Raw genomic sequence first — 25,531 nt, forward strand, 5'->3', positions numbered from 1 at the left:
AAAAGGTAAGCTACTAAGAGCGAATGGTGGATGCCTTGACTGGTAAAGGCGATGAAGGACGTACTAGACTGCGATAAGCTACGGGGAGTTGTCAAGAAGCTTTGATCCGTAGATTTCCGAATGGGGCAACCCAATGTATAGAGATATACATTACCTATATAGGAGCGAACGAGGGGAATTGAAACATCTTAGTACCCTCAGGAAAAGAAATCAATAGAGATTGCGTCAGTAGCGGCGAGCGAAAGCGCAAGAGGGCAAACCCAGTGCTTGCACTGGGGGTTGTAGGACTGCAATGTGCAAGAGCTGAGTTTAGCAGAACATTCTGGAAAGTATAGCCATAGAGGGTGATAGTCCCGTATGCGAAAAACAAAGCTTAGCTAGCAGTATCCTGAGTAGGGCGGGACACGAGGAATCCTGTCTGAATCCGGGTCGACCACGATCCAACCCTAAATACTAATACCAGATCGATAGTGCACAAGTACCGTGAGGGAAAGGTGAAAAGAACTGAGGTGATCAGAGTGAAATAGAACCTGAAACCATTTGCTTACAATCATTCAGAGCACTATGTAGCAATACAGTGTGATGGACTGCCTTTTGCATAATGAGCCTGCGAGTTGTGGTGTCTGGCAAGGTTAAGCAAACGCGAAGCCGTAGCGAAAGCGAGTCTGAATAGGGCGCTTAGTCAGATGCTGCAGACCCGAAACGAAGTGATCTATCCATGAGCAAGTTGAAGCTAGTGTAAGAACTAGTGGAGGACTGAACCCATAGGCGTTGAAAAGCCCCGGGATGACTTGTGGATAGGGGTGAAAGGCCAATCAAACTTCGTGATAGCTGGTTCTCTCCGAAATATATTTAGGTATAGCGTTGTGTCGTAATATAAGGGGGTAGAGCACTGAATGGGCTAGGGCATACACCAATGTACCAAACCCTATCAAACTCCGAATACCTTATATGTAATCACAGCAGTCAGGCGGCGAGTGATAAAATCCGTCGTCAAGAGGGAAACAACCCAGACTACCAGCTAAGGTCCCTAAATCTTACTTAAGTGGAAAACGATGTGAAGTTACTTAAACAACCAGGAGGTTGGCTTAGAAGCAGCCATCCTTTAAAGAAAGCGTAATAGCTCACTGGTCTAGTGATTTTGCGCGGAAAATATAACGGGGCTAAAGTAAGTACCGAAGCTGTAGACTTGCACACAACTTAGATTATTTAAGTTTAGAATATAAAAAAACTAAGTTATATGTTTTAAGTTATATTTTTACTGATTTTTATAGAGTAAAGATAGAAATAAAGCTTAGTAAAATCAGTAAAAATATTCTTGGTTTAAAGTTTAAGTAGTTTAAGTTGTGTGCAAGTGGTAGGAGAGCGTTCTATTTGCGTCGAAGGTATACCGGTAAGGAGTGCTGGAGCGAATAGAAGTGAGCATGCAGGCATGAGTAGCGATAATTAATGTGAGAATCATTAACGCCGTAAACCCAAGGTTTCCTACGCGATGCTCGTCATCGTAGGGTTAGTCGGGTCCTAAGTCGAGTCCGAAAGGGGTAGACGATGGCAAATTGGTTAATATTCCAATACCAACATTAGTGTGCGATGGAAGGACGCTTAGGGCTAAGGGGGCTAGCGGATGGAAGTGCTAGTCTAAGGTCGTAGGAGGTTATACAGGCAAATCCGTATAACAATACTCCGAGAACTGAAAGGCTTTTTGAAGTCTTCGGATGGATAGAAGAACCCCTGATGCCGTCGAGCCAAGAAAAGTTTCTAAGTTTAGCTAATGTTGCCCGTACCGTAAACCGACACAGGTGGGTGGGATGAGTATTCTAAGGCGCGTGGAAGAACTCTCTTTAAGGAACTCTGCAAAATAGCACCGTATCTTCGGTATAAGGTGTGGTTAGCTTTGTATTAGGATTTACTCCGAAAGCAAGGAAACTTACAACAAAGAGTCCCTCCCGACTGTTTACCAAAAACACAGCACTCTGCTAACTCGTAAGAGGATGTATAGGGTGTGACGCCTGCCCGGTGCTCGAAGGTTAATTGATGGGGTTAGCATTAGCGAAGCTCTTGATCGAAGCCCGAGTAAACGGCGGCCGTAACTATAACGGTCCTAAGGTAGCGAAATTCCTTGTCGGTTAAATACCGACCTGCATGAATGGCGTAACGAGATGGGAGCTGTCTCAAAGAGGGATCCAGTGAAATTGTAGTGGAGGTGAAAATTCCTCCTACCCGCGGCAAGACGGAAAGACCCCGTGGACCTTTACTACAGCTTGACACTGCTACTTGGATAAGAATGTGCAGGATAGGTGGGAGGCTTTGAGTATATGACGCCAGTTGTATATGAGCCGTTGTTGAGATACCACTCTTTCTTATTTGGGTAGCTAACCAGCTTGAGTTATCCTCAAGTGGGACAATGTCTGGTGGGTAGTTTGACTGGGGCGGTCGCCTCCCAAATAATAACGGAGGCTTACAAAGGTTGGCTCAGAACGGTTGGAAATCGTTCGTAGAGTATAAAGGTATAAGCCAGCTTAACTGCAAGACATACAAGTCAAGCAGAGACGAAAGTCGGTCTTAGTGATCCGGTGGTTCTGTGTGGAAGGGCCATCGCTCAAAGGATAAAAGGTACCCCGGGGATAACAGGCTGATCTCCCCCAAGAGCTCACATCGACGGGGAGGTTTGGCACCTCGATGTCGGCTCATCGCATCCTGGGGCTGGAGCAGGTCCCAAGGGTATGGCTGTTCGCCATTTAAAGCGGTACGCGAGCTGGGTTCAGAACGTCGTGAGACAGTTCGGTCCCTATCTGCCGTGGGCGTAAGAAGATTGAAGAGATTTGACCCTAGTACGAGAGGACCGGGTTGAACAAACCACTGGTGTAGCTGTTGTTCTGCCAAGAGCATCGCAGCGTAGCTAAGTTTGGAAAGGATAAACGCTGAAAGCATCTAAGCGTGAAGCCAACTCTAAGATGAATCTTCTCTAAGCTCTCTAGAAGACTACTAGTTTGATAGGCTGGGTGTGTAATGGATGAAAGTCCTTTAGCTGACCAGTACTAATAGAGCGTTTGGCTTATCTTTAATAAAGCATCACTTCCTTGTTAAGGTTTTTAAGAAAGCTTTGAATGTTTTATATGAAATATTTATATAAACATTATGTTTTTAAGCTAATAAAATCTTTCAAGTAGAGTTTGTATTAGAACTTGCTCTTAACATTGTTTTTTAAGTATTCTATATAAAAACTTATTAAAGATAAAAGATAAGTAAAGAAGAAAGAGAATAAAGAAAAAAATAAAGAAATAAAAGATTAAGCTTTATTTATAAATTAAATCTTTCAAAGAATATTTAAATAACAATGTCCGTGATTATACAGATGTGGAAACGCCTTGCTCCATCCCGAACCAAGAAGCTAAGCACATCGTGGGTGATGATACTACGCCTTACTGGCAGGGGGAAAGTAGCTCATTGCGGACTTGTTAAATGTCTTCATTGCTTACTTTATATATAAATCCTATGTTTATTTTTATTGTTGTTTTAGATGATGCTTAGAATTGTGTTTAAAAAAGAGTTTGTTGCTGTTTAGGGTTTTTAAGAGAATAGGGTGTTTTTAGGAGTTTGGAAAGTTTAATATATTTGTATGGATTGTATAATAAATTAAATTTTATTCACACATTCTTTAAAGACTTTTCCACGCTCTACGTAAGAGTTGAACTGATCTAAACTTGCGCAAGCGGGACTTAAAAGAGCCACTTCATTGACTCTTAAGTGATTTGAAATTTCATTTACAGCTTTAGATAAAACTTCACATTTATAGGCTTTCAAATTCGCTTTTTTTGCATAATCAAGCATTTTTTCGGTACTAATACCTATAGCATAGAGTTCTATGTTAAAATTTTTCATAAAATCAAATAAATTGCTAAGATCTACACCCTTATCATCTCCCCCTATGATAAGATGGATTTTTTTATCTTTATAGCGACTAAGTGCAGCCATTACAGCACTTTCATTTGTAGCTTTAGTGTCATTTACCCAAAGCCTATTTTGACTGTCTTTTAGCTCTTCGAGTTTATTTTTTTCCATTACAAAGCTATTTAAAAGCTCATAGCTTAAAGTATCAAGTAGAATTTTTTCTATAGCTAAAGCCATGATAGCATCGAGTAAAAAAGGACTTTTAAAGGAAATTTTTTCCGTATCAATGCCAAATTTAACAGCTAGATCTTTTTCATCTTCATAGCTTATTTTATGAGCTTTTGTTGGAGTATTTGCATAAATTTTAGGCAGTATTACTACATCACATTCATTCATTCTTTTTAAAACGCTTAGCTTATCTTGAACATAATTATCAAAACTTCCATGCCAAGAAAGATGATCAGGACTTATAGGTAAAAGTGCATAAATTTCAGGTTTAGCTTTATGAGTGTAGTGTAGGGTAAAAGATGAAGTTTCAAGTATCCAAAGTTTTGCATAAGGATCAAGCTCTGCTAAAGGAGTTCCAACATTTCCACCCATAACAGCACCAATGTGTGATAATAAATGCGTTGCCATTTGAGTGGTAGTGGTTTTGCCATTGGTTCCGCTTATCCAAACGGATTTTGGCATGATATCATAAAAAAAGTCATATTCGCTTTGTAAATTTTTTGCTTTTTGAATGAGTTTGTGCTTTGGTGGAAAACCTGGACTAGGAATTTCAATATCGCTTAAATTATCATCAAAATCATTAGGATTTAAAAGTAAATTTCCTAGTGTATCTTTTTTTGTTTCTGTAAAATGATCATCATAAATATCAAAAGGCCCAAATTTATCTACCAAATTTTCAGCAATAGCACGTGTGGTTTTTCCGTATCCAAAAAGTGAAATTTTCATTATCTTAGCTTTATTGATGCAAGTGCAAGTAAATTTGAAAGTAAGGCTATCATCCAAAAACGCACTATAATTTTATTTTCTACCCAGCCAACTTTTTCAAAATGATGATGAATAGGCGCCATTTTAAATACTCTTTTATTAAAAATTTTAAAACTTCCAACTTGTAAAATTACAGAAACAGTTTCAAGAACAAAAACAAAACCTATGAGTAAAAGTAAAATTTCATTTTTGCTAATAACGGCTAAAAATCCTATAAAGCCACCTAAAGCTAAACTTCCACTATCTCCCATAAAAACTTGCGCAGGATAACAGTTGTACCATAAAAATCCCATTAAAGCACCGATTAATGCAGCACAAATAATCACCACTTCGCCCAAACCTTGAATTTTTGGCAAAAGTAAATATTCACTATAATTTAAATTTCCGCTCAAATATAAGAATATTCCTAAAGTAGATAAAGAAAAAATACTTGGAACTGTAGCTAAGCCATCAAGTCCATCGGTTAAATTTACAGCATTAGAGCTAGAAATTAAAACCAAAATCCAAAAAGCAATGGCAAAAATTTCCATATCAAAAAGAGGATGTTTGTAAAAAGGTATAAAAAGTTCTGTGCTAAGTTCTGAACTAAAATATAAAGGCAAGATACAAATAAGTCCTGCGATGATTTGCGCTAAAAGCTTCATTTTTGGGCTAAGTCCTGAGTGATTATCTTTTTTTAGAACTTTACCTAAATCATCTACGAGTCCTATCAAACAAAAAAGTATCAAACAAAGCAAAGCACTTATAGCAAAAATATTATCAAATTTGATACAAGATAAACTTGCAATTACTGCAGAACTGATGAAAATAAGTCCACCCATAGTTGGAGTATGGCATTTGGTTTTATGAGTTTCTGGAGCGTATTCGTAAATAGGTTGACTAGCGTTTTTATTTTTAGCCCAAGCAATAAATTTAGGCATTAAAAATAAAGACAAACATAAAGCGATAAAAAATGCAAATCCTGCACGCACACTAATATAAGTAAAAAAAGCATAATGACTTAAATCTGAAAGATAATACAAAACCTAGCCTTCTTTTTGGTTTTTAAAAGTTTAATTTTAGTAAAATCTAACCAAAAAAATTCTTATAAAAGAGAGAAAAATGAAGCAAAAATGTGTTTTAATTATTACAGATGGAATAGGGTATAATAAAAATAGTAAGTTTAATGCTTTTGAAGCAGCTAAAAAACCAAGTTATGAAAAGCTTTTCAAGGAAGTTCCAAATTCTTTACTAAAAACGAGTGGTTTGGCTGTAGGTTTACCAGAAGGACAAATGGGAAATAGTGAAGTAGGGCATATGTGTATAGGAAGTGGGCGTATTATTTATCAAAATTTAGTGCGTATTAATAAAGCCATTGAAAACAAAGAGCTTGAAAAAAATGAGAATTTGCAAAAACTTTTAGCAAAATGTAAAAGAGTGCATATTATAGGGCTTTATAGTGATGGCGGGGTGCATTCTATGGATACGCATTTTAAAGCCATGCTTGAAATTTGTGCGAAAAATGGCAATGAAGTTTTTGCTCACGCAATCACTGATGGGCGTGATGTAAGTCCAAAAAGTGGTTTAAATTTCATAAAAGATTTAAAAGAATTTTGTGAAAACTTAGGTGTGCATTTTGCTACGCTTTGTGGGCGTTTTTATGCTATGGATAGAGATAAGCGTTGGGATAGGGTAAAAGAGTATTATGAGTGTTTATTGGGTAAGGCTTATAACGTGTCAAATTTGTTAGAATACATGCAAAAATCTTACGATGAAAATATTACTGATGAATTTATCAAAGCAGCTCAAAATGAGAATTACAAGGGCATGAGAGAAGAAGATGGCATTATCTTTATTAACTTTAGAAATGATAGAATGAAACAACTCGTTGAAGTGTTAAATTCTAAAGATTTTAAAGAGTTTGAACGCGAAAAAATCTTTGAAAATTTACTTACTATGAGTGTTTATGATGATAAATTTAAACTCCCTGTGCTTTTTGAAAAAGAAAAAATTGAAAATACTTTAGCGCAAGTGATTTCTAAAGCAGGGCTTAGTCAGCTTCATACCGCAGAAACCGAAAAATATGCCCATGTAACTTTCTTTTTTAATGGCGGAAAAGAAGAGCTTTTGGAAAATGAAACAAGGGTTTTAATCCCAAGTCCTAAGGTAAAAACCTATGATGAAAAACCCCAAATGAGTGCTTTTGAAGTGTGTAATGCAGTGAAAAAAGGTATAGAAAAGGGTGAGGATTTTATAGTGGTAAATTTTGCAAATGGAGATATGGTGGGACATACAGGCGATTTTAATGCTGCTATAAAGGCTGTTGAGGCGGTGGATACTTGTTTGGGCGAGATTGTAGAATGTGCAAAAAAGCATGATTATGCTTTTATCATTACAAGTGATCATGGAAATTGCGAAGCTATGCAAGATGAAAAAGGAAATTTGCTTACCAATCACACCACTTTTGATGTTTTTGTTTTTGTGCAAGCAAAGGGAGTTTCAAAGATTAAAGCCAATATGGGGCTGAGTAATATAGCTGCAAGCGTGCTTAAAATTTTAGACTTAGAAATTCCAAAAGAAATGAATGAGGCTTTGTTTTAGTTTGTTTGCCTTTTTTGTAAGAAATTTGTTAAGATTGCAATTTTTAAAATTAAACTTATTAAGGATAGATAATGAAATTTAGCGGAAAAAATGTTTTAATTACCGGAGCAAGTAAGGGAATAGGTGCTTCTATTGCAAAAACTTTGGCAGGTTTTGGGCTTAAAGTTTGGATCAATTATCGTTCAAAACCTGAACTTGCGGATGCTTTAAAAGATGAAATTATTGCAAGTGGTGGTGTTGCTGCTGTGATTAAATTTGATGCAAGTAAAGAAGATGAGTTTGAAAACGGTGTAAAAACCATAGTGGAGAGCGATGGAGAACTAAGTTATCTTGTAAATAATGCAGGCATTACAAATGATAAACTTGCTTTAAGAATGAAATTAGAGGACTTTAGTGGCGTTGTGGATACGAATTTAAGCTCAGCTTTTTTAGGTTGTAGAGAAGCTTTAAAAACCATGAGTAAAAAACGTTTTGGTGCTGTTGTAAATATCGCTTCTATTGTCGGAGAAATGGGCAATGCTGGACAAGTAAATTATTCTGCTAGTAAAGGTGGAATGATAGCTATGACTAAATCTTTTGCTAAAGAAGGAGCAAGTAGAAATTTACGCTTTAACTGTGTAACTCCAGGTTTCATAAAAAGCGATATGACTGAAGTTTTAAGTGATGAAATCAAACAAGCTTATCAAGATAATATTCCTTTAAAACGCTTTGCAGAACCTGAAGAAGTGGCTAATTGTGTAGCGTTTTTACTCAGTGATTATGCCTCTTATGTGACAGGCGATGTGCTTAAGATCAATGGTGGTTTATATATGTAAGGAAAAATGATGGATTTAAAAGAAATAGCACAATTTTTAGATGATAATGTACCGGCATTTTTAGCCACTTTAGGAACTTGTGGAAATCCTAGAGTGCGTCCTATACAAAGTCCATTGCTTGTGGGAGATAAAATTTATTTTTGCACAGCAAACACAAAAGGACTTTTTAAGCATATAAAAAATTATAATGGTATTGAATTTTGTTCTTGTGCAAAAGATGGGACTTTTTTAAGACTTAGGGCTAATGCGGTTTTTGAATCAAATTTAGAAGTTAAAAAAATGATGTTTGAAAAATATCCTTATCTTGTAAATCTTTATGAAACTCCGCAAAATCCAAAATTTGAAGTTTTTTATCTCGAACATTTAAGCGCTAGAATGCAATTTATGAATGGAGAATTTAAGCTTTTTAAGGCTTAATGATTTGATAATTTTATTAACTATATATTAATTAAGATAAATATTATCTTAATTAATATTAACTTTTTGTTATTTTTTTAAGGTATAATCATTCCGTTTAATTTGCAAGGAATAGATTATGATATATTGCAAAAACTTTTTAATATTTATTTTATTATATTCATCTATCTTCTTTGATTACTTATCTTATGCTTTTTTATATTTACTAAATTATAAATTTGTTTTTAATCCATTTTATATTGAAAGGAGAGTTTGTTTTTGGATTTTTGGCATGCGGTTATGTAAGATTGACTTACATTAAAAAATTATTATTAATTTTTTTTAAATAAGGAGAATGATATGGGTGAATTTTCTAGAAGAGATTTTATAAAAACAGCCTGTATTAGTGTAGGAGCTTTAGCTGCAAGTTCAAGTGGAGTTTATGCCTTAGATGATTCATCTAAGATGGATAAAGATACAAATTTACCTTCTTGCGATGTTTTGGTAATTGGATCAGGTGGAGCAGGTTTGCGTGCTGCAACCGCAGTGAGAAAAGAAAATCCAAAATTAAGCGTTGTAGTAGCTACAAAGATGATGCCATCGCGTAACGCAACTTGTATGGCAGAGGGTGGAATTAATGGAGTTACTGATTTTTCTAATGGAGATTCCTATAAATTACATGCTTATGATACTATTAAAGGCGGAGCTTATTTGGTAGATCAAGATGCGGCTTTAAAATTTTGTGAATTAGCTGGAAAGGCTATTTTTAATATGGATTTTATAGGAACCTTGTTTTCAAGAAATGAGCAAGGTGGAGTAGCTCAGCGTTTAATGGGAGGAGCTTCTAAGAAACGCTGTAATTATTCTGCAGATAAAACAGGTCATATTTTAATGCATTCTTGTTTAGATGATGCTATTAGTAGTGGTGTGAAATTTTTAATGGATCATGAACTTTTGGATATAGGTGTTGTGGATGGAAAATGCGAGGGTGTCGTTTTAAGAGATATACAAAGCGGTGGAATTTATCCTGTATTATGCAAAGCTTTGGTGATTGCTACAGGGGGATACACAAGGATATTTTATAATAGAACTTCAACTCCTTTTATTGCCACAGGAGATGGCGTGGCAGCTGCTCTTAGAGCAGGACTTGGTTTTGAAGATCCTGAGATGATACAATTTCACCCAACAGGAGTTGCAAATGGTGGAACTCTTATTACAGAAGCGGCACGCGGTGAAGGGGGATATCTTTTAAATAATCGTGGTGAGCGTTTTATGAAAAATTACCATGAAAAAATGGAGCTTGCACCGCGAGATGTGGTTGCGCGTGCTATAGAAACAGAAATTCGCGAAGGTAGAGGTTATGGCGAGGGACTTGGAGCTTATGTTTTGTGCGATGTACGCCACTTAGGAAAAGAAAAAATTTTAAAAGATTTACCAAAAATTCGTCATACTGCAATGCTTTTTGAGAATATTGATTTAGTGGATACTCCTGTACCTATCCGTCCAACGGCGCATTATTCTATGGGTGGAATTGAAGTGGCTAAATTTGAAGATATGAGTACTAAAATTGCTGGAATTTATGTAGGTGGAGAAGCTTCTTGTATTTCTATACATGGAGCTAATAGACTAGGGGGAAATTCTTTAGCCGATGCAGTTGTAACGGGGCATTTAGCAGGCATTGGTGCGACAAATTATGCCAAAGATGCAAGTTTTGGAAAAGGGGCAAAAACTCATGAACTTGCGCAAAAATGGCAGGCTAGATTTAAAGAAATTACAAATAATGGCGGAAATGGTCAAGAAATGTATGAATTGCGAGAAGAGCTAGGAAGTCAAAATTGGGATAATATGGGGATTTTTAGAACTCAAGAAAAACTCGATCTTCTAGCAAAAAATTTAGAAGATATACAAGCAAGATATGAAAAAATTCGTATTCCAAATCCTAATGAAGTGATGAATACTGCTTTTACAGATTATGTAGAGCTTGGTAATTTGATTTTACTTTCTCGCTGTGCTTGTTTAGCAGCTAGAAATAGACTTGAAAGCCGTGGAGCTCATACTAGAGAAGATTATCCAAAGCGAGATGATAAAAATTTCTTAAAACATAGCATTGTAAATTTAGAAAATGATGAATTAAAACTTAGTTATAAAGATGTCGTGGTAACTGAGTTTTCACTTGATGGAAGGAGAGTACAATGAAAATCATCATAGATCGTTTTAATGGCAAGGAAAAATATGAACAAAGTTATGATATTGATGATAAGGATATACAAGGAAAAACTCTGCTCTCTCTTTTGCTTTTTATTAAAAAAACAAAAGATATTACTTTAAATTTTACCGCCTCTTGTCAATCTGCAATTTGTGGGGCTTGTGCAGTGTGTGTGAATGGGCATTCTTATCTTGCTTGTGATACTAAGATGCAAGATTTGTTAAAAGAATATGATAATCCTTCAAGTATACGCATTTCTCCGCTTGGAAATTTTAGAGTAATTTCTGATTTAATTGTGGATTGGGAGCCTTCTATAGAAAATTTAAGAAAAATTCGTCCTGCCATGGTGGCAAAAAATGAATTTTCAGCGGAAAAGGGCTGTAAACAAAGTCAAGAAGAATTTGATCGTATTAGCAAGCAATGGGATTGTATTTTATGTGGTAGCTGTGCCTCAGAGTGTAATAAATTAGAAGCAGATAGTAGCGATTATATGCAACCTTTTGTTTTTACTCATGCTTGGCGTGCAGCGGCAGACTCTCGAGGTAAGGATCCTATGTTGCATGTAAAACCTAGTGTAATGAATGGACTTTGGCTTTGTGTTCATTGTCAAGAGTGCGCTGATCGTTGTCCAAAGGGTATAAGTTCAGTAAGTGATATAGCAAATTTAAGAGTGATGGCGATTAAAAAAGGTTTAAATGAAGGCTTAGGGCCTGATCATGCTGAAGCTTTTTATAAAGATTTAGTTGAAGGTTCAGGACGCTTGAATGAAATTTATCTTGCTTTGCGTTCTGAGGGTGTTATAGGTTCTATGGGCAAAACAGATATAGCTTTTAAACTTATGCGTGCAGGAAAAATGAATCCTATGCATGTTTTTGGCGAGGATGAAATAGAAGGACATAAAGATTTGGTTAAAATGATAAAGGCGGCACAAGAAGCTGCTGTTAAGGAGTAAAATATGCAAAAAGAATACGCTTTTTTTCCAGGTTGTGTTTTATCTCAAGCTGCAAAAGAATCTAAAATTTCACTTGAAGCTATTGCACCTATTTTGGGTTGGAAGTTGAATGAAATTAAGGGGTGGAGTTGTTGCGGGGCTTCTCAAGCGCAGTGCGTTGATCCTATTGCGACTTTGGTGGCTAATGCAAGAAATATTGCTTTAGCAGAAGAGATGAAAATGCCAATGCTTACAACTTGTAGTACTTGTATGCTAACTTTAACTAAAGCAAAAAATACTCTTGATAAGGGTGCAAAAGAACGCATCAATACTTTTTTAGCACAAGGCGGAATGAAATATCAAGGTTCAACGCCTATTACAAGTCTTTTGTGGGAGCTTTATGAGGATTTGGATAATTTAAAAAGCAAGGTAAAAAAGCCGCTTTCAAATTTAAAAGTAGCTTTATTTTATGGTTGTCATAGTTTAAGACCTGAAGATACTTTCGGTAAAAAAGAAAGTTCAACCAATCCAAAAAGTTTTGAAAGTGTAGTAGAAGTTTTAGGGGCTAAAATAGTTCCTTTTGAAAAACGCCTTGATTGTTGTGGTTTTCATGCTTCTTATCCTGCAGAAAAATCTGTGAAAAAAATGTCTAGTCAAATTGTTAATAATGCAAGTGAAAATCAAGCTGATTGTGTTGTAACACCTTGTCCACTTTGTCAAATGCAGCTTGATATCTATCAAGAAAGATTTCAAGATTATACTAATTCTAAAGCAAGATTGCCTATTATTCATTTATCACAATTAGTAGGACTTGCATTAGGACTTTCTAAAGAAATGGTTGGTTTAGATTATAATATTATTGATGCAAGTAAAATTGCATAAAAACATGGGCAAAAAGCCCATGTTTAAAGATTTAATTCCATTCTTAAAGAATGTTCCCAAAAAGCCACTTCCAAGCGTGTTGCAGTATGAAAAATTTCGCTGAGTTTTTGGAATTTTTGTGCACTAACACTTGAAGTATAAGAATTAACAAAATCTTCAAATTCTTTAGCTTCATTTTGAAAATTTTCACTTCCATAGGTCAAAATCCATTCCTTGTAAGGATGATCTTTTAAATTTTCATTTTTTAAACGATTTATAATTTCAGCACCTATTTTTGCATAGCCTATAGCGCAAGCACTAAGAGCAACTAACATATTTAAAAAATCTCCATTTTCACCTACGCTTAACATATAACGCGAATAGGCTATATTGACTAAACTTTCATCTTTTGTATCGAGTTCATCTGCATTAATGCCAAGAGATAAAATTGCACGATGAAGTTCCATTTCTCCTTCAACTATATAATTTTGAAATTTCATAGCAAAACGAAGTTCTTTTGCAGTATTTGAGTTAAGTGCTAATCTTGCATAACATTTTGCGTAATTAAGCAAATAAATATAATCTTGCTTGAGATAAAAAAGAAAATTTTCTTGCTTTAGGCTTTTATCTTCTAATTTTTTAACAAAATCATGATGTAGATAAGCATCCCAAATTTTTTGATTTTCTTTGATTAAATTAGAGAAAAGCATCGTTTTTCCTTTATGTTTTAATATTTTATTTTCAAGTATAATGAAAAACTATAAATATTTTAAGCTTTTTATAGTAAAATACGCTTTATTTTAATTTTTTGAAGGAGAACAAATGGCAACATTTGATGATGTAAAAGCAGTAGTAGTAGAGCAATTAAGCATTGATGCAGATGCAGTTAAAATGGAATCAAAAATTATTGAAGATTTAGGTGCTGATTCTTTAGATGTTGTAGAGCTTATTATGGCTTTAGAAGAAAAATTTGAAGTAGAAATTCCAGATAGTGATGCTGAAAAATTAATTAAAATTGAAGATGTTGTAAATTATATTGATAATCTAAAAAAATAATTTTTTTCTTGCAAGGAGCTTATTCTTGAAAAGAGTTGTAGTTACAGGTATTGGTATGATCAATGCCCTTGGTTTAGATAAGGAAAGTTCGTTTAAGGCAATTTGCAATGGAGAAAGTGGGGTAAACAAAATTACTCTTTTTGATACTACAGATTTTCCTGTTCAAATTGCAGCTGAAGTTAAGAATTTTGATCCATTAGAGGTTGTTGATGGCAAAGAAGTAAAAAAGATTGACCGTTTCATACAGCTTGGAATTAAAGCAGCAAGAGAAGCAATGCAGGATGCTGGATTTAGCGAAGAATTAGACAAAGAAGAATTTGGTATTGTTTCGGCTGCTGGTATCGGAGGTTTGCCTAACATAGAAAAAAATTCCATTATTTGTTCCGAGCGAGGTCCGCGTAAAATTTCCCCTTTTTTCATACCTTCAGCACTTGTAAATATGTTAGGAGGTTTGATTTCTATAGAGCATGGACTTAAAGGGCCAAATATTTCTTGTGTTACAGCTTGTGCAGCAGGAACCCATGCTATAGGAGAAGCTTACAAAAGTATAGCTTTAGGAAATGCCAAAAAAATGTTAGTTATAGGTGCAGAAGCCGCTATTTGTCCTGTGGGTATAGGTGGTTTTGCTTCAATGAAAGCTTTATCAACCAGAAATGAAGATCCACAGCATGCTTCAAGACCATTTGACAAAGAAAGAGATGGTTTTGTTATGGGAGAAGGTGCTGGAGCTTTAGTTTTTGAGGAATATGAAGAGGCTAAAAAACGTGGTGCTACGATTTATGCTGAATTAATTGGATTTGGAGAAAGTGCAGATGCACATCATATTACTTCACCAACTTTAGATGGACCTTTAAGAGCTATGAAAAAAGCTTTAAATATGGCAGGGAATCCAAAGGTAGATTATATCAATGCACATGGAACTTCAACTCCTGTAAATGATAAAAATGAAACAGCAGCAATTAAAGAGCTTTTTGGTAATAATATCCCACTTGTAAGTTCCACAAAAGGACAAACAGGTCATTGCTTAGGCGCTGCAGGTGCAATTGAAGCAGTTATCAGTGTTATGGCTTTAAGAGATGGGGTAGTTCCACCTACAATCAATCAGCTTGTAAAAGATGAGGAATGTGATCTTGATTATGTTCCAAATATATCAAGAAAATCAGATTTAAAAGTGGCAATGAGTAATTCTTTTGGTTTTGGTGGCACAAATGGCTGTGTTGTATTTAAAAAAGTAGATTAATATGGCTTCTTATTTAGATTTTGAAAAAAATATTCAGCAAATTGATGAGGATATTATCAACGCTCAGATTAAAGGAGATACTGAAGCTGTATCGATTTTAAAGAAAAATCTTGAAAAAGAAATTTCTAAAACTTATAAAAATTTAAGCGATTTTCAACGTTTGCAATTAGCACGCCATCCAGATCGTCCTTACGCTCTTGATTATATTGAACTTATTTTAAACGATGCTCACGAAATACATGGTGACCGTGCTTTTAGAGATGATCCTGCTATTGTTTGTTTTATGGGTTATTTAGGAGAGAAAAAAATAATTGTAATTGGCGAGCAAAAAGGGCGTGGAACAAAAGATAAAATCGCTAGAAATTTTGGTATGCCACATCCTGAAGGTTATCGTAAAGCTTTAAGGGTAGCAAGACTTGCAGAGAAGTTCCAAATTCCTATCTTATTTTTAATAGATACTCCGGGTGCTTATCCTGGTGTAGGTGCTGAAGAAAGAGGGCAAAGTGAAGCTATCGCTAGAAATTTATATGAATTAAGTGATTTGAAAATACCGACCATTGCTATAGTTATTGGAGAAGGCGGTAGCGGTGGGGCGCTAGCTATAGGGGTTGCAGATAGACTTGCAATGATGAAAAATTCTGTTTTTTCAGTAATTTCTCCTGAAGGTTGTGCTGCAATACTTTGGAATGATCCTGCAAAAAGTGAAGCTGCAACCAAGGCTATGAAGGTAACGGCTGATGATTTAAAATCTCAAGGTTTAATTGATGATGTTATAGATGAGCCTACAAATGGTGCACATCGTAATAAAGAAGCTGCAGCAGTAGCTATTGCTGATTATGTAAAAAAATCTCTAAATGAACTTGAAAATATTGATACGCGAGAACTTTCTGCAAATCGTATGCAGAAAATTTTAAAGCTTGGAGCCTACCAAGAGGCTTAAGCTTTTACTTCACTTTTTTTAAATAATTTTATTATCTATAATTATTATCAAAATTAAGTTAATTAAAAGTATTCTTTTTTTATACTTCAAAAATGATTTTAAATATCAAAATAATTATTTTTTAAAGGAATTAATTTGACTCAAATCAAAAATATAAAATTTAAAAAAAGTTTACTGTGTTTTTTAATTTTATCTGGAGCTTTGTTAAAAGCAGAAGAAAAATATCAACTTAATGATGTTGTGGTTAGTGCTAGTGGTTTTGAACAAGATTTGGTTGATGCGCCTGCTAGTATTTCTATCATTACAAAAGAAGAGCTTGAAAAAAAGCCAATTAAGGATATAGGGGAGGCTATAGGAGATATTCCAGGTGTAGATGTGACTATGAATAAAACAGGCACTTATGATTTTAGCATACGAGGTTTTGGTAGTTCTTATACTCTAGTTTTAATTGATGGAAAACGTCAAAGTGTTGCAAATGGGTTTTATGATAATGGTTTTAGTGGCAGTGAATCAGGATATCTACCACCTTTGTCTATGATAGAGCGTATTGAGGTTATACGTGGTCCAGCTTCTACACTTTATGGCAGTGATGCTGTAGGCGGTGTGATAAATATTATCACTAAGAAAAATCCTGATAAGACTGAGGCAAATATAGAATTTAACACTCTTTTGCAACAGCACTCTAATCACTATGGCAATGCTGGGGGATTTAACGCTTATGTGGCAACTCCTTTGATTGAAGATGCATTATCAATTTCTGTAAGGTTGAAGTATTATGATAAGGCAGCTTCTGATTTAAAATGGCCTACACCGGTTTGGAATAGTAGTCAACAAAGACCTGATAATTATCAAATTGCTAGCCATAGTCCAGGTGCTTTTACTAGTTTAGGTTTTGGTTCTAGGCTTAATTGGACAGTAGATGATAAAAATAATATATATTTTGATATAGAACGATATATTAATGAAATTTCAGTGAATTCTACAAGTAGTAGGGCTATTAAAAGTGAAAGACAACTTTTTAAGGATAATATTGTTTTAAATCATGATGGTAACTATGATTTTGGTTCAACTAACTCATATTTACAATATGGTAGCACTAAGGATAAGGAGCTACATAGCCAAATTTGGGTAGGAGAAGGTAAGGTTGTTTTACCTTGGAATTTAGGTCAGTACGGTAATTTAGTAAATACCTTTGGTGCAAGGATTGATTATGAGATGTTAAAAAATGATCAAGCAAGCGCAGGTAGTCAAATAAGAGGTAAAAATCTTGATCAAACCACGGTTGCGCTTTATGGGGAAAATGAGTATTTTATAACAGATGATTTGATTTTTACTACAGGTTTGCGTTATATTTATAGCGATTTGTTTGATTCTGAATTTACGCCTAGGGTTTATTTGGTTTATCACTTAAATGATAATATAGCCTTGAAAGGAGGTGTTTCAAAAGGCTATAAAACTCCTGCTGCCAAGCAGTTGACAAATGGATATTATAATTATGCCAATAATAATGCTTATTTTGGAAACCCTAACTTAAAACCAGAAGAAAGTATAAATTATGAATTGGGTGTTGATTTTAGGGTATTTGATTTTGCACATTATTCTATTACAGGATTTATTACTGATTTTACAAATCAAATCAGTAGTGAAGATTTAACAGGCTCATTAAATGGTATTAATTGCGATAATAATACTGTTTGTACTCGTCCTATTAATCTTGGAAAAACACAGACTAAAGGTATAGAATTTGCATTTAATACTAAAACTTACAATGGTTTTAGCCTAAATTCAAGTTATACTTTTATGGATAATCGCTACAAAGATGGTCAAAAAAATTGGTTTGGCGGTGATAGAATAGAAAATTTACCAAGACATATAGCAATGTTAAAATTAAACTATGAGCGAGGTAAATTTAGTTCCTATATAAAAACACGAGCAAGACTTGATACTATAGCTAAAGCAAAAGGTGGCGGTAATGGTAGTTTGCCATGGCAAAAATATAAGCCTTTTTATATAGTGGATTTAGGGATAAATTATAAAATTAATAAGCAATCTAGCTTAAGTTTTGCAGTGCAAAATCTTTTTGATAAAAATTTCTTCGATCCTCAAGTTACTAAATGGGATGGGGCTAATCCTGCTGGATATGCAAATCGTTATCAAGACTATACAGAAGGAAGGAGTTTTTGGTTGAGTTATAAATATGATTTTTAATTTTTTAAGGCTTTAATCACCTTTATATTTTCAAAAAAGCAAAAATAAAGTACAATGTGAAAAATAAATAAAGGTTTTATTATGGCGTTTAAAAATTTAAAAGAACTTTCTTTTGAAAAATCAAATTATATTAAGCCTAAGAGATTTGCTTATGAAAGTAATGGTAAGTTTTGTACTTGGGATTTTATAGAATCTAAAGATAGTGTTTCAGTGCTTTTATATCATAAAGAATTAGAAAGTTTTATTTTTGTACGCCAATTTCGTATACCACTTTGGTATCATCAAATGCATGATAAAGATTATGTAAAAGATGATAATATGGGCTATACTATAGAGCTTTGTTCTGGGCTTGTGGATAAAAAATTATCTTTAGAGGAAATAGCAAAAGAAGAATGTATAGAAGAACTAGGATATGCTCCTAAAAATTTAGAAAAAATAGGAGATTTTTATACAGGGTTTGGTTCAGGTGTAAGCAAGCAAAGCTTTTATTTCGCAGAAGTTGATGAAAAAGATAAAATTTCTTCTGGAGGTGGAGTTGATGATGAAGAGATTGAAGCTGTTTATGTTAAGGTGCAGGATTTTGAAAAAAAATGTAAAAATATGATAAGAACGCCTTTGCTTGATTTTGCTTATATGTGGTTTTTAAAGGAGAAGTGGGGAAAATTAAAGATTATTTAGGTTAAACCTTAAAAAGGTTCAACCTAGGATTTAATGATCTGACTCATCAAGCATTTCTTTAAATACATTGAAAAGATCAAGCGATGCATTTTCAGCAACTTCGCATTTATTAATTATGCTGTGTTGAGTAATATCTTTGCTAATATCTTCTGTATTTGCTATTGTTATAGCATTATTCATATTTTCATGAACTTTTTCATGTGGCTCGTTAATTTTTAAGAAGCTTTTATTTTGCCCAAATCTTTCTTTTCCTGTGCTAGCAAGCCATTTTCCTAAGCGACAAGATGTATGATCGGCTAATTGCTTTCCTGATTTGGAAAAAATTTCTTTATAACCATTTAATTTAAAAGCTATATGATCTAGTTTTGCTAAAGATACGAAAGCTTCTGAAGCGATACCAACTGCATTTGAATTAGTAGAATGCGCTTCATTTACTAAGTGGGTAAATTTTTCGGAAAAACTCATAATATGAGCATTAGAATCTATAGAAATTTTTTCAACTTGCTCACTTTGAGTATACATTTCATTTGCATTTTGCTTTAGAAGGTTGATATTCATTTCAACTTCTGTGGTTGCTTTTTGTGTTTTTTCAGCTAGTTTTCTTACTTCATCGGCAACAACAGCAAAACCACGCCCATGTTCACCTGCGCGTGCAGCTTCTATGGCAGCGTTAAGAGCTAAAAGATTGGTTTGATCGGAAACATCTTTAATTAGATTAATTACATTAGTAATTTCATCTACACTTCTATGCAATGTTCCTGCAACATCTCTTGTTTTATTGGCTGATTCTGTAATATCCCCTAAGGAAGCATTGATAGAATTAGCAATATGGTTAAGTTCATCCATTTCAGCAAGAGAAGTTTTAGAATAACTAGAGATAACTTCTGCTTTATTTACATTTTCTAACATGTCGCCTTGAACAATAGTGATATTTTTTAATACCCCAGTTAATAAAACATTTAAAAGATCTGTTTTAAGTTTAGATTCCAAAGCCGCTTGTTCTAATGATGCAATTTTATTTTTTAATTCTAAATTTTCCGATTGAAATTTTTCAATTTTATGTGTAAGATTTTTATTTTCTTCTTCAAGTTTTTGAAGATCAGAATGGTTTATTTTACTTCCAAACATTGTTTTGCCTTATTTTTTATAATTTGCTAGATATTGGCTAAGTTCATCTTTTACATGAAGCTTTTCTTTTTTTAAGGTTGAAATTTCCATGCTGCTAAGAGAAGTTCTACCTTCTTCTGCATCTTTAATCATGTCATCAAGTTTATTATGACGATCAAATAGTTTATCAAAATGAGCATCTTTACCTTTTAGCTCTGACATTAATTCTCTATATTCATGTAGCATAAACTCTCCTTGTATTAGTGAAATTTAAAATTCATTTAACAAGGTATTTTACACTATTAAAAGATATTTTTGGCTTAAAAAATAATAAAATTAATAATAATTTTTAAATGTGTGTTATATAAGTGATTTATTAAAGTTTATTTTTAAATTGGAAATTTTAAAATTGAGGAATAAATCCTCAAAATTATTTAGAATTTTGTTTTTTTAGAGTTCTTAGAGTAGAAGCTGCAATTCTCATTTTTCTCGTGGTGCCATCTTCTAAAGTTACACGAACTGTTCTGAGATTAGGTAAAAAGCGTCTTTTTGTTTTATTGTTAGCATGGCTGACATTATTACCCACCATTGGACCCTTGCCTGTGATTTGACATACTCTTGCCATTTTCTTGTCCTTATGAAAATTTTTAAATGAAGATTCTATCAAAATTAAGCTTAAAATATTCCATAATTTATAGTTTTTTTAATATATAAGTCGATAAAATATTATTTATCACATTTATATATAGTTTAAGGTTTTGATCATGTATGTAGCTCCAAGTTTATTGTCTGCAAATTTTTTGAAATTAGAAGAAGAAGTTAAAGCTATTGAAGCTGCAGGTGCGGATCTTTTACATATTGATGTAATGGATGGACACTTTGTTCCAAATTTGACTTTTGGACCTTGCGTGATCGAAAAAATTTCAACTATTAGTAAGTTGCCATTAGATGTGCATTTGATGGTTAAAGATGTAAGTAAATTTATAGATCTTTTTATCCCTTTGAAACCAAAATTTATTTCTTTTCATATAGAAAGCGAAGTTCATCCTATAAGACTTTGTGAATATATAAGAAGTCAAGGAATCCATCCTGCTATTGTTTTAAATCCACACACTTCTATTGATTCTATTAAACACATGCTAGAATTTGTAGATATGGTACTTTTAATGAGTGTTAATCCTGGATTTGGTGGACAAAAATTTTTACCTTTGGTACATGAAAAAATCAAAGAATTGCGCCAAATGATTGATAAAAAAAATGCTAAAGTTTTTATAGAGGTTGATGGTGGTGTTAATGGTTTAAATGCTAGCGATTTAGAGGAATCCGGAGCTGATATTTTGGTGGCTGGAAGTTATATTTTTTCTTCTAATGATTATAAAACTGCAATTTCATCTTTAAAGCTTGAATTTTGAGTTTACAGCAAATTGATCAGATTATTTCTATATTAAACAAGCAAAGCAAGCCTTATGATTGGGTGATGCAAGAGTTTGCCAAAGTTGAAGAATTAAAAAATTTTGATTTAGATTTGGAAACTTTTGAGCTTTTGGGTTTGGGCTTAACTTTGAATAAAGATAATATTTTTATCCTTAAAACACGCACAACAAAAATTAAAGATGAAATTTTTTGCATAGTAGATATAGAAAGTACTGGCGGCGTAAGTAAGGGGGAAATTTTAGAAATTGGAGCAGTAAAAATTCAAAATTCTAAAGAAATTGGACGCTTTCAAAGTTTTGTTAAAGTAAAAGAAATTCCAGAAAATATAACCGAACTTACGGGTATTACTTATGAGATGGTGGAAAATGCTCCAAGTTTAGCAAAGGTTTTAAGTGATTTTAGGCTTTTTTTAAAAGACAGTATTTTTGTAGCGCATAATGTGCGTTTTGATTATAGTTTTATTTCTAAGGCTTTAAATGAGTGTGGTTTTGGCATTTTGCTTAATCGTCGTATTTGCACTATAGAATTTGCACAATGTTGTATAGAAAGTCCAAAATATAAACTAGAGGTTTTGAAAGAATTTCTGGGCGTGGAAAATACGCATCATAGGGCCTTAGATGATGCTTTAGCAGCTGCTGAAATTTTTAAATATTGCCTTGGAAAACTTCCTTATCATATAAAAACTACAGAAGAACTTATAAATTTTACAAAGACTGCACGCATAAAGCAAAAATAAATATTTAAAGTGTATAATTAAAACATAAATGACGGGAGCTTGTGTAACAGGCTGAGAGTAAGCTAAAAGCTTAGACCGAACCGGATCTGGATAATGCCAGCGTCGGGAAGATTTATAAATTTCAATACTTTAAAAATTTATACTCACCCTTCATTTATCCAAATTTTTTAAAGGATAAATTTATGAAAACTCAAATGAATTATGCCAAACAAGGTGTTTTTACTAAAGAAATGCAGATTGTTGCACAAAAAGAAAATTTAAGTAAAGATTTTTTGCTTGAAAATATTGCTTGCGGTAAAATTATTATCCCTGCAAATATTAATCATAAAAGTCTTGATCCAAATGGTATAGGTTTTGGACTGCGTACTAAGGTTAATGTAAATTTAGGAGTTTCAAATGATTGCGTTGATTATAGCGAGGAAATGAAAAAAGTAGAGCTCGCTCATAAATTTGATATAGAAGCGATTATGGACTTAAGCAATTATGGCAAAACAAGTCGTTTTAGAGACGAGCTTGTTAATGTTTCAAAAGCTATGATAGGAACAGTTCCTGTATATGATGCGGTAGGATTTTTAGAAAAAGATTTAAAACAAATTGGTGCTAAAGACTTTTTAGATGTTGTATATCATCATGCTAAAAGTGGGGTTGATTTTATGACAATTCATGCAGGTATTAATTCTCGCGCAGCGCATATTTTTAAACAAAGTAAAAGACTTACAAATATAGTTTCAAGAGGAGGCTCTGTGCTTTATGCTTGGATGATGATGAAGGATGCTGAAAATCCTTTTTTTGAGTATTATGATGATTTGCTTGACATTTGTTTAAAATACGATGTAACTTTATCTTTGGGCGATGCTTTGCGTCCTGGCTCTACTCACGATGCAAGTGATGGGGCGCAAATTTCAGAGCTTATAGAATTATCGCTTCTTACCCAAAGGGCTTGGGATGTTGGGGTTCAAGTAATGATAGAAGGTCCAGGGCATATGGCTATTAATGAAATAGAGGCAAATATGCAATTAGAAAAGCGTTTATGCAAAGGAGCGCCTTTTTATGTCTTAGGACCTTTGGTAACAGATATTGGCGCAGGGTATGATCATATTAGTGGTGCTATTGGAGGAGCTGTGGCTGCAGCTAGCGGTGCTGATATGCTGTGCTATGTAACACCTGCTGAACACTTAAGACTTCCAAATTTAGAAGATGTTAGAGAGGGTATAGTTGCGACTAAAATTGCAGCTCATGCAGGAGATATAGCTAAACTTCCAAAAGAAAGATCAAGAGATAATGAGATGAGTAAGGCTAGACAAGAGATAGATTGGGAGAAAATGTTTAAACTTGCTATTGATGGAGAAAAGGCCAAAAAAATGTTTAATGAGCGTCGCCCTGATGATTTAAACTCATGTTCCATGTGTGGAAAAATGTGTGCAATGAATACTATGAATCAAATTTTAAAAGGCGAGGATGTGAGTTTAGCTTGAATAAACTTTGAGAGTAAGATCTATAGAGATACCTTGCTCTCCTGCTTTAAGATTAAGTGGATAATCAAGCTTGATTAAGTTATTATAGTTTTTTAGAGCATCAATAAAATCATAAAGTCTTCTAGGATTGTTCATTGTCGCTTTAATGGCTAAGCGGTTTTTTAGATATTTTTCTTGTTTTTCGGGCTTAGTTTCTTGAATTTTTACGTTTTGAAAATATTTTTGTAAAAAAATATCAAAATTTCCTATATTAAAATTTTGCTCAAATTGCTCTAAACTTTTGTTGTTTTCGCTTCTTAGAGTTGATATTTTATCTTCACTAAAGTCAAATTTTGATTTAGCGGCTTTTAAGATAGCAAGTTGTGAGTTTTCTCTAAGATTTGCTTGTTTGTAGTTTTTTAATGTCGGTAAAAGTAAAAATAAGATCAAGGCTGTGCAAACGCTTATAAAACTTAACGCGCAAATGATAAGCTTTAATAAATCAATTTCTTCTAGACTTTTATCTTTCATCTGCAACTCCTGGAATTTGTTTACTAATACTAACAAAACGATACCACCCATTATCTAAGCGATAATAGGTTGTATAGCTTTGATCAAAGATGCTTTTTAAAGGGGTTTCTAAAAGTAGAGTAAACATTTCTCTTGTAGGAGTGACTCCGATAAGTTTTAAGGAATATTCGTCTTGTTCAACACTTTCAAGAGTAATATTATCAGTTTTTACAATAATATCAAATAGATTTCTTAAGCTTTCTTTAATAATTTGATTTTGAGTGTTAAAATTTTTCGCTATTTGGCTTTGATCGAATAAAATTTCATAAAGCATTTCATTTTGCTTAGTTTGATTTTGAAGTACTATAACTTGTTGTTTTTCATCATCGATAGAGCTATTGATTAATGCAATTTTTATTGTATATGTAAAATATACTAGCAAGATAAATAATATACTAAAACCAAAAAGTCCTAGCCAAATTTTATCAAAGAGTGTGAAAATAGGTTTTTTTCTTGGCTGTATGAAGCTATAAGTCATTTAAGCTCCTTTTGCATCAATTCTATCATAAGATCTAAGGTGTTGATTTGTTTCGTTTTTATCTCTAAAAAAGTTTCACTTTCTAAAAAATCAATAGCACTTATGTTAATATCTGATTCGCTATATAATAAAATACCATTGATAAATACCCCAGCATATTTATCATCATTATAAAATTTTTCAATGCTCGTAATAATATAACGACAAAGTTCCATATCATTGCTAAATTGATTTAATTCATCAAGATTAAAATTATCATTATTATCCAAAGTTTCAAGATTATTTTCTTGATCAAGTAGGTCAAATTTACTATTTAAGGCTTCATTGAAGTTATCTAAGGTAACTTCGGTAACATCGTTGTTGTTTTCAATTTCTTGATTATCTTCTGATGGAAGTTCAAGCTCTAAACCTAATTCTTGCTCAAATATTTTAAAATCACCGTATAAGATAGTATTGCCTTTGGCAACAATAATTGCCAAAAGATGTCCTTGCTTAAATCCATAAAGTAAATTTTGATCATCAGGCTGTTTTTCTTTTTGTATATTGTAGTAAAGAAGAGCAAAAGGGGAATATAAAAAATCTAAACCTCTATATTCTTCAAAAAGCTCGCTATAATATTCCACATGTTCGGTAGCCGTATAAACAAGGGCATTATTAAACAAAATATGCTGTAAGCTGATTTTTCCTATATTAAAGTGCTCACAATCTTGAATATTTGTACTAGGTATTAATCCTTGTTCTTTGGCGTCTAAAAATAAAGCAGTGTGGTAAAATAAGAAATGCTTGCTTAAATTTTTTATGTATTCTAATAAATTTTCACTTTTATCAAAAGTTTTTTCATTGCTACTGATTAGTTTATTTCCTCTGTAAATAGAAGCTTTTACAATATTTTTTTTATCTTCTAAAATAATACTAATAAAAAGTTGTGGAAATATTTTTTTAAGTAAAAATAACATT

Annotated in this window: 24 protein-coding genes, 2 rRNA genes, 1 pseudogene and 1 riboswitch; of the genes and pseudogenes, 17 read left to right on the plus strand and 10 right to left on the minus strand. The window is 33.4% G+C overall.

What is annotated here, in order from left to right; translation table 11 throughout:
- The first annotated feature begins 3 nt into the window (after positions 1 to 3).
- A 23S ribosomal RNA gene (locus AJN69_RS05520) occupies positions 4 to 3,063 on the plus strand.
- 276 nt (positions 3,064 to 3,339) lie between these two features.
- A 5S ribosomal RNA gene (rrf, locus tag AJN69_RS05525) occupies positions 3,340 to 3,456 on the plus strand.
- Positions 3,457 to 3,636: 180 nt separating this feature from the next.
- On the opposite strand, the gene murD is transcribed toward rrf, so the two are convergent.
- Together murD and mraY are read right to left on the minus strand one after the other, a co-directional pair.
- Positions 3,637 to 4,845 (minus strand): UDP-N-acetylmuramoyl-L-alanine--D-glutamate ligase, encoded by a 1,209-nt coding sequence (gene murD, locus AJN69_RS05530; RefSeq protein ID WP_053872830.1) that lies wholly within the window; start codon positions 4,843 to 4,845, stop codon positions 3,637 to 3,639.
- Entirely contained in the window at positions 4,845 to 5,906 is a 1,062-nt protein-coding gene (mraY, locus tag AJN69_RS05535) for a phospho-N-acetylmuramoyl-pentapeptide-transferase (protein ID WP_070210017.1), read from the minus strand. The genes murD and mraY overlap by 1 nt, the downstream gene beginning before the upstream one ends.
- Positions 5,907 to 5,985: 79 nt before the next feature.
- Here mraY and gpmI point away from each other — a divergent pair, with 79 nt between their 5' ends.
- From gpmI to sdhE, 7 genes are all read left to right on the plus strand, one after another.
- Positions 5,986 to 7,464, plus strand: a complete 1,479-nt coding sequence (gpmI, locus tag AJN69_RS05540) for a 2,3-bisphosphoglycerate-independent phosphoglycerate mutase (protein WP_070210018.1) — start codon at positions 5,986 to 5,988, stop codon at positions 7,462 to 7,464.
- A complete protein-coding gene (locus tag AJN69_RS10530; protein ID WP_032599243.1) occupies positions 7,448 to 7,546 on the plus strand; it encodes a hypothetical protein in 99 nt (32 codons plus the stop codon). Before gpmI ends, AJN69_RS10530 begins: the two co-directional genes overlap by 17 nt.
- On the plus strand, positions 7,536 to 8,279 hold the full coding sequence (fabG, locus tag AJN69_RS05550) for a 3-oxoacyl-ACP reductase FabG (protein WP_002861187.1): 744 nt from the start codon (positions 7,536 to 7,538) through the stop codon (positions 8,277 to 8,279). The genes AJN69_RS10530 and fabG overlap by 11 nt, the downstream gene beginning before the upstream one ends.
- 6 nt (positions 8,280 to 8,285) lie before the next feature.
- Positions 8,286 to 8,696 carry a pyridoxamine 5'-phosphate oxidase family protein gene (locus AJN69_RS05555; RefSeq protein ID WP_079728974.1) on the plus strand — a complete coding sequence of 137 codons (411 nt, stop codon included), beginning with the start codon at positions 8,286 to 8,288 and terminating at the stop codon, positions 8,694 to 8,696.
- A 339-nt stretch (positions 8,697 to 9,035) separates the two neighbouring features.
- Entirely contained in the window at positions 9,036 to 10,871 is a 1,836-nt protein-coding gene (gene sdhA, locus AJN69_RS05560) for an 8-methylmenaquinol:fumarate reductase flavoprotein subunit (RefSeq protein WP_053872495.1), read from the plus strand.
- Positions 10,868 to 11,833, plus strand: coding sequence for an 8-methylmenaquinol:fumarate reductase iron-sulfur subunit (gene sdhB, locus AJN69_RS05565; RefSeq protein ID WP_004305991.1), 966 nt, complete (start codon positions 10,868 to 10,870; stop codon positions 11,831 to 11,833). The genes sdhA and sdhB overlap by 4 nt, the downstream gene beginning before the upstream one ends.
- A 3-nt stretch (positions 11,834 to 11,836) precedes the next feature.
- Positions 11,837 to 12,694 carry an 8-methylmenaquinol:fumarate reductase membrane anchor subunit gene (gene sdhE / locus AJN69_RS05570; protein WP_002933084.1) on the plus strand — a complete coding sequence of 286 codons (858 nt, stop codon included), beginning with the start codon at positions 11,837 to 11,839 and terminating at the stop codon, positions 12,692 to 12,694.
- A 23-nt stretch (positions 12,695 to 12,717) separates the two neighbouring features.
- Here sdhE and tenA read toward each other — a convergent pair whose 3' ends face one another.
- Positions 12,718 to 13,383 (minus strand): thiaminase II, encoded by a 666-nt coding sequence (gene tenA, locus AJN69_RS05575; protein ID WP_070287948.1) that lies wholly within the window; start codon positions 13,381 to 13,383, stop codon positions 12,718 to 12,720.
- A 112-nt stretch (positions 13,384 to 13,495) separates the two neighbouring features.
- Between tenA and acpP the strand changes: the two genes are divergently transcribed.
- The 5 genes from acpP to AJN69_RS05600 all read left to right on the plus strand — a co-directional run bounded on the left by acpP (position 13,496) and on the right by AJN69_RS05600 (position 18,795).
- Positions 13,496 to 13,729, plus strand: coding sequence for an acyl carrier protein (gene acpP, locus AJN69_RS05580; RefSeq protein WP_002854831.1), 234 nt, complete (start codon positions 13,496 to 13,498; stop codon positions 13,727 to 13,729).
- Between the two features lie 25 nt (positions 13,730 to 13,754).
- Positions 13,755 to 14,969 carry a beta-ketoacyl-ACP synthase II gene (locus AJN69_RS05585; protein WP_044778827.1) on the plus strand — a complete coding sequence of 405 codons (1,215 nt, stop codon included), beginning with the start codon at positions 13,755 to 13,757 and terminating at the stop codon, positions 14,967 to 14,969.
- A gap of 1 nt (position 14,970) precedes the next feature.
- Positions 14,971 to 15,909, plus strand: a complete 939-nt coding sequence (locus tag AJN69_RS05590; protein ID WP_044261650.1) for an acetyl-CoA carboxylase carboxyltransferase subunit alpha — start codon at positions 14,971 to 14,973, stop codon at positions 15,907 to 15,909.
- 135 nt (positions 15,910 to 16,044) lie between these two features.
- Positions 16,045 to 18,117 (plus strand): TonB-dependent receptor domain-containing protein, encoded by a 2,073-nt coding sequence (locus tag AJN69_RS05595; protein WP_053872261.1) that lies wholly within the window; start codon positions 16,045 to 16,047, stop codon positions 18,115 to 18,117.
- 81 nt (positions 18,118 to 18,198) lie between these two features.
- On the plus strand, positions 18,199 to 18,795 hold the full coding sequence (locus AJN69_RS05600) for an NUDIX domain-containing protein (RefSeq protein WP_002920998.1): 597 nt from the start codon (positions 18,199 to 18,201) through the stop codon (positions 18,793 to 18,795).
- A 30-nt stretch (positions 18,796 to 18,825) separates the two neighbouring features.
- On the opposite strand, the gene AJN69_RS10635 is transcribed toward AJN69_RS05600, so the two are convergent.
- From AJN69_RS10635 to rpmB, 4 genes and pseudogenes are all read right to left on the minus strand, one after another.
- Complete coding sequence (locus tag AJN69_RS10635; protein ID WP_370651196.1) at positions 18,826 to 19,260, minus strand: CZB domain-containing protein; 435 nt, start codon at positions 19,258 to 19,260, stop codon at positions 18,826 to 18,828.
- Positions 19,261 to 19,263: 3 nt separating this feature from the next.
- A pseudogene (locus AJN69_RS10640) lies at positions 19,264 to 19,512 on the minus strand (methyl-accepting chemotaxis protein); the annotation flags it as partial.
- Positions 19,513 to 19,932: 420 nt separating this feature from the next.
- A complete protein-coding gene (locus AJN69_RS05610; protein WP_070210020.1) occupies positions 19,933 to 20,148 on the minus strand; it encodes a YdcH family protein in 216 nt (71 codons plus the stop codon).
- Positions 20,149 to 20,332: 184 nt separating this feature from the next.
- Positions 20,333 to 20,527: a 50S ribosomal protein L28 gene (gene rpmB, locus AJN69_RS05615; protein ID WP_002854974.1), complete on the minus strand. Its 195-nt coding sequence runs from the start codon at positions 20,525 to 20,527 to the stop codon at positions 20,333 to 20,335.
- A gap of 139 nt (positions 20,528 to 20,666) precedes the next feature.
- Here rpmB and rpe point away from each other — a divergent pair, with 139 nt between their 5' ends.
- The 3 genes from rpe to thiC all read left to right on the plus strand — a co-directional run bounded on the left by rpe (position 20,667) and on the right by thiC (position 23,547).
- Entirely contained in the window at positions 20,667 to 21,314 is a 648-nt protein-coding gene (gene rpe / locus AJN69_RS05620; protein ID WP_002857466.1) for a ribulose-phosphate 3-epimerase, read from the plus strand.
- Positions 21,311 to 22,072 (plus strand): 3'-5' exonuclease, encoded by a 762-nt coding sequence (locus AJN69_RS05625; RefSeq protein ID WP_002938030.1) that lies wholly within the window; start codon positions 21,311 to 21,313, stop codon positions 22,070 to 22,072. Before rpe ends, AJN69_RS05625 begins: the two co-directional genes overlap by 4 nt.
- Before the next feature lie 21 nt (positions 22,073 to 22,093).
- Positions 22,094 to 22,198, plus strand: a riboswitch (TPP riboswitch).
- 56 nt (positions 22,199 to 22,254) lie between these two features.
- The gene (thiC, locus tag AJN69_RS05630) at positions 22,255 to 23,547 is read left to right on the plus strand and encodes a phosphomethylpyrimidine synthase ThiC (protein ID WP_070210021.1); all 1,293 of its coding nucleotides are present in this window, start codon (positions 22,255 to 22,257) and stop codon (positions 23,545 to 23,547) included.
- Here the strand turns inward: thiC and AJN69_RS05635 are convergent.
- Genes AJN69_RS05635 through AJN69_RS05645 form a run of 3 tightly spaced genes read right to left on the minus strand, consistent with a single transcriptional unit; the run spans position 23,539 to position 25,530 of the window.
- Positions 23,539 to 24,057, minus strand: coding sequence for a hypothetical protein (locus AJN69_RS05635; protein ID WP_002868197.1), 519 nt, complete (start codon positions 24,055 to 24,057; stop codon positions 23,539 to 23,541). The two genes, thiC and AJN69_RS05635, sit on opposite strands and share 9 nt — an antisense overlap.
- Positions 24,047 to 24,574: a hypothetical protein gene (locus AJN69_RS05640; protein ID WP_044779805.1), complete on the minus strand. Its 528-nt coding sequence runs from the start codon at positions 24,572 to 24,574 to the stop codon at positions 24,047 to 24,049. Before AJN69_RS05640 ends, AJN69_RS05635 begins: the two co-directional genes overlap by 11 nt.
- Complete coding sequence (locus AJN69_RS05645; RefSeq protein ID WP_070287950.1) at positions 24,571 to 25,530, minus strand: clan AA aspartic protease; 960 nt, start codon at positions 25,528 to 25,530, stop codon at positions 24,571 to 24,573. The genes AJN69_RS05640 and AJN69_RS05645 overlap by 4 nt, the downstream gene beginning before the upstream one ends.
- Between the last annotated feature and the right edge of the window lies 1 nt (position 25,531).

The organism is Campylobacter sp. BCW_4338 (genome assembly GCF_001763255.1).
In the GTDB taxonomy this organism is placed as follows: domain Bacteria; phylum Campylobacterota; class Campylobacteria; order Campylobacterales; family Campylobacteraceae; genus Campylobacter_D; species Campylobacter_D jejuni.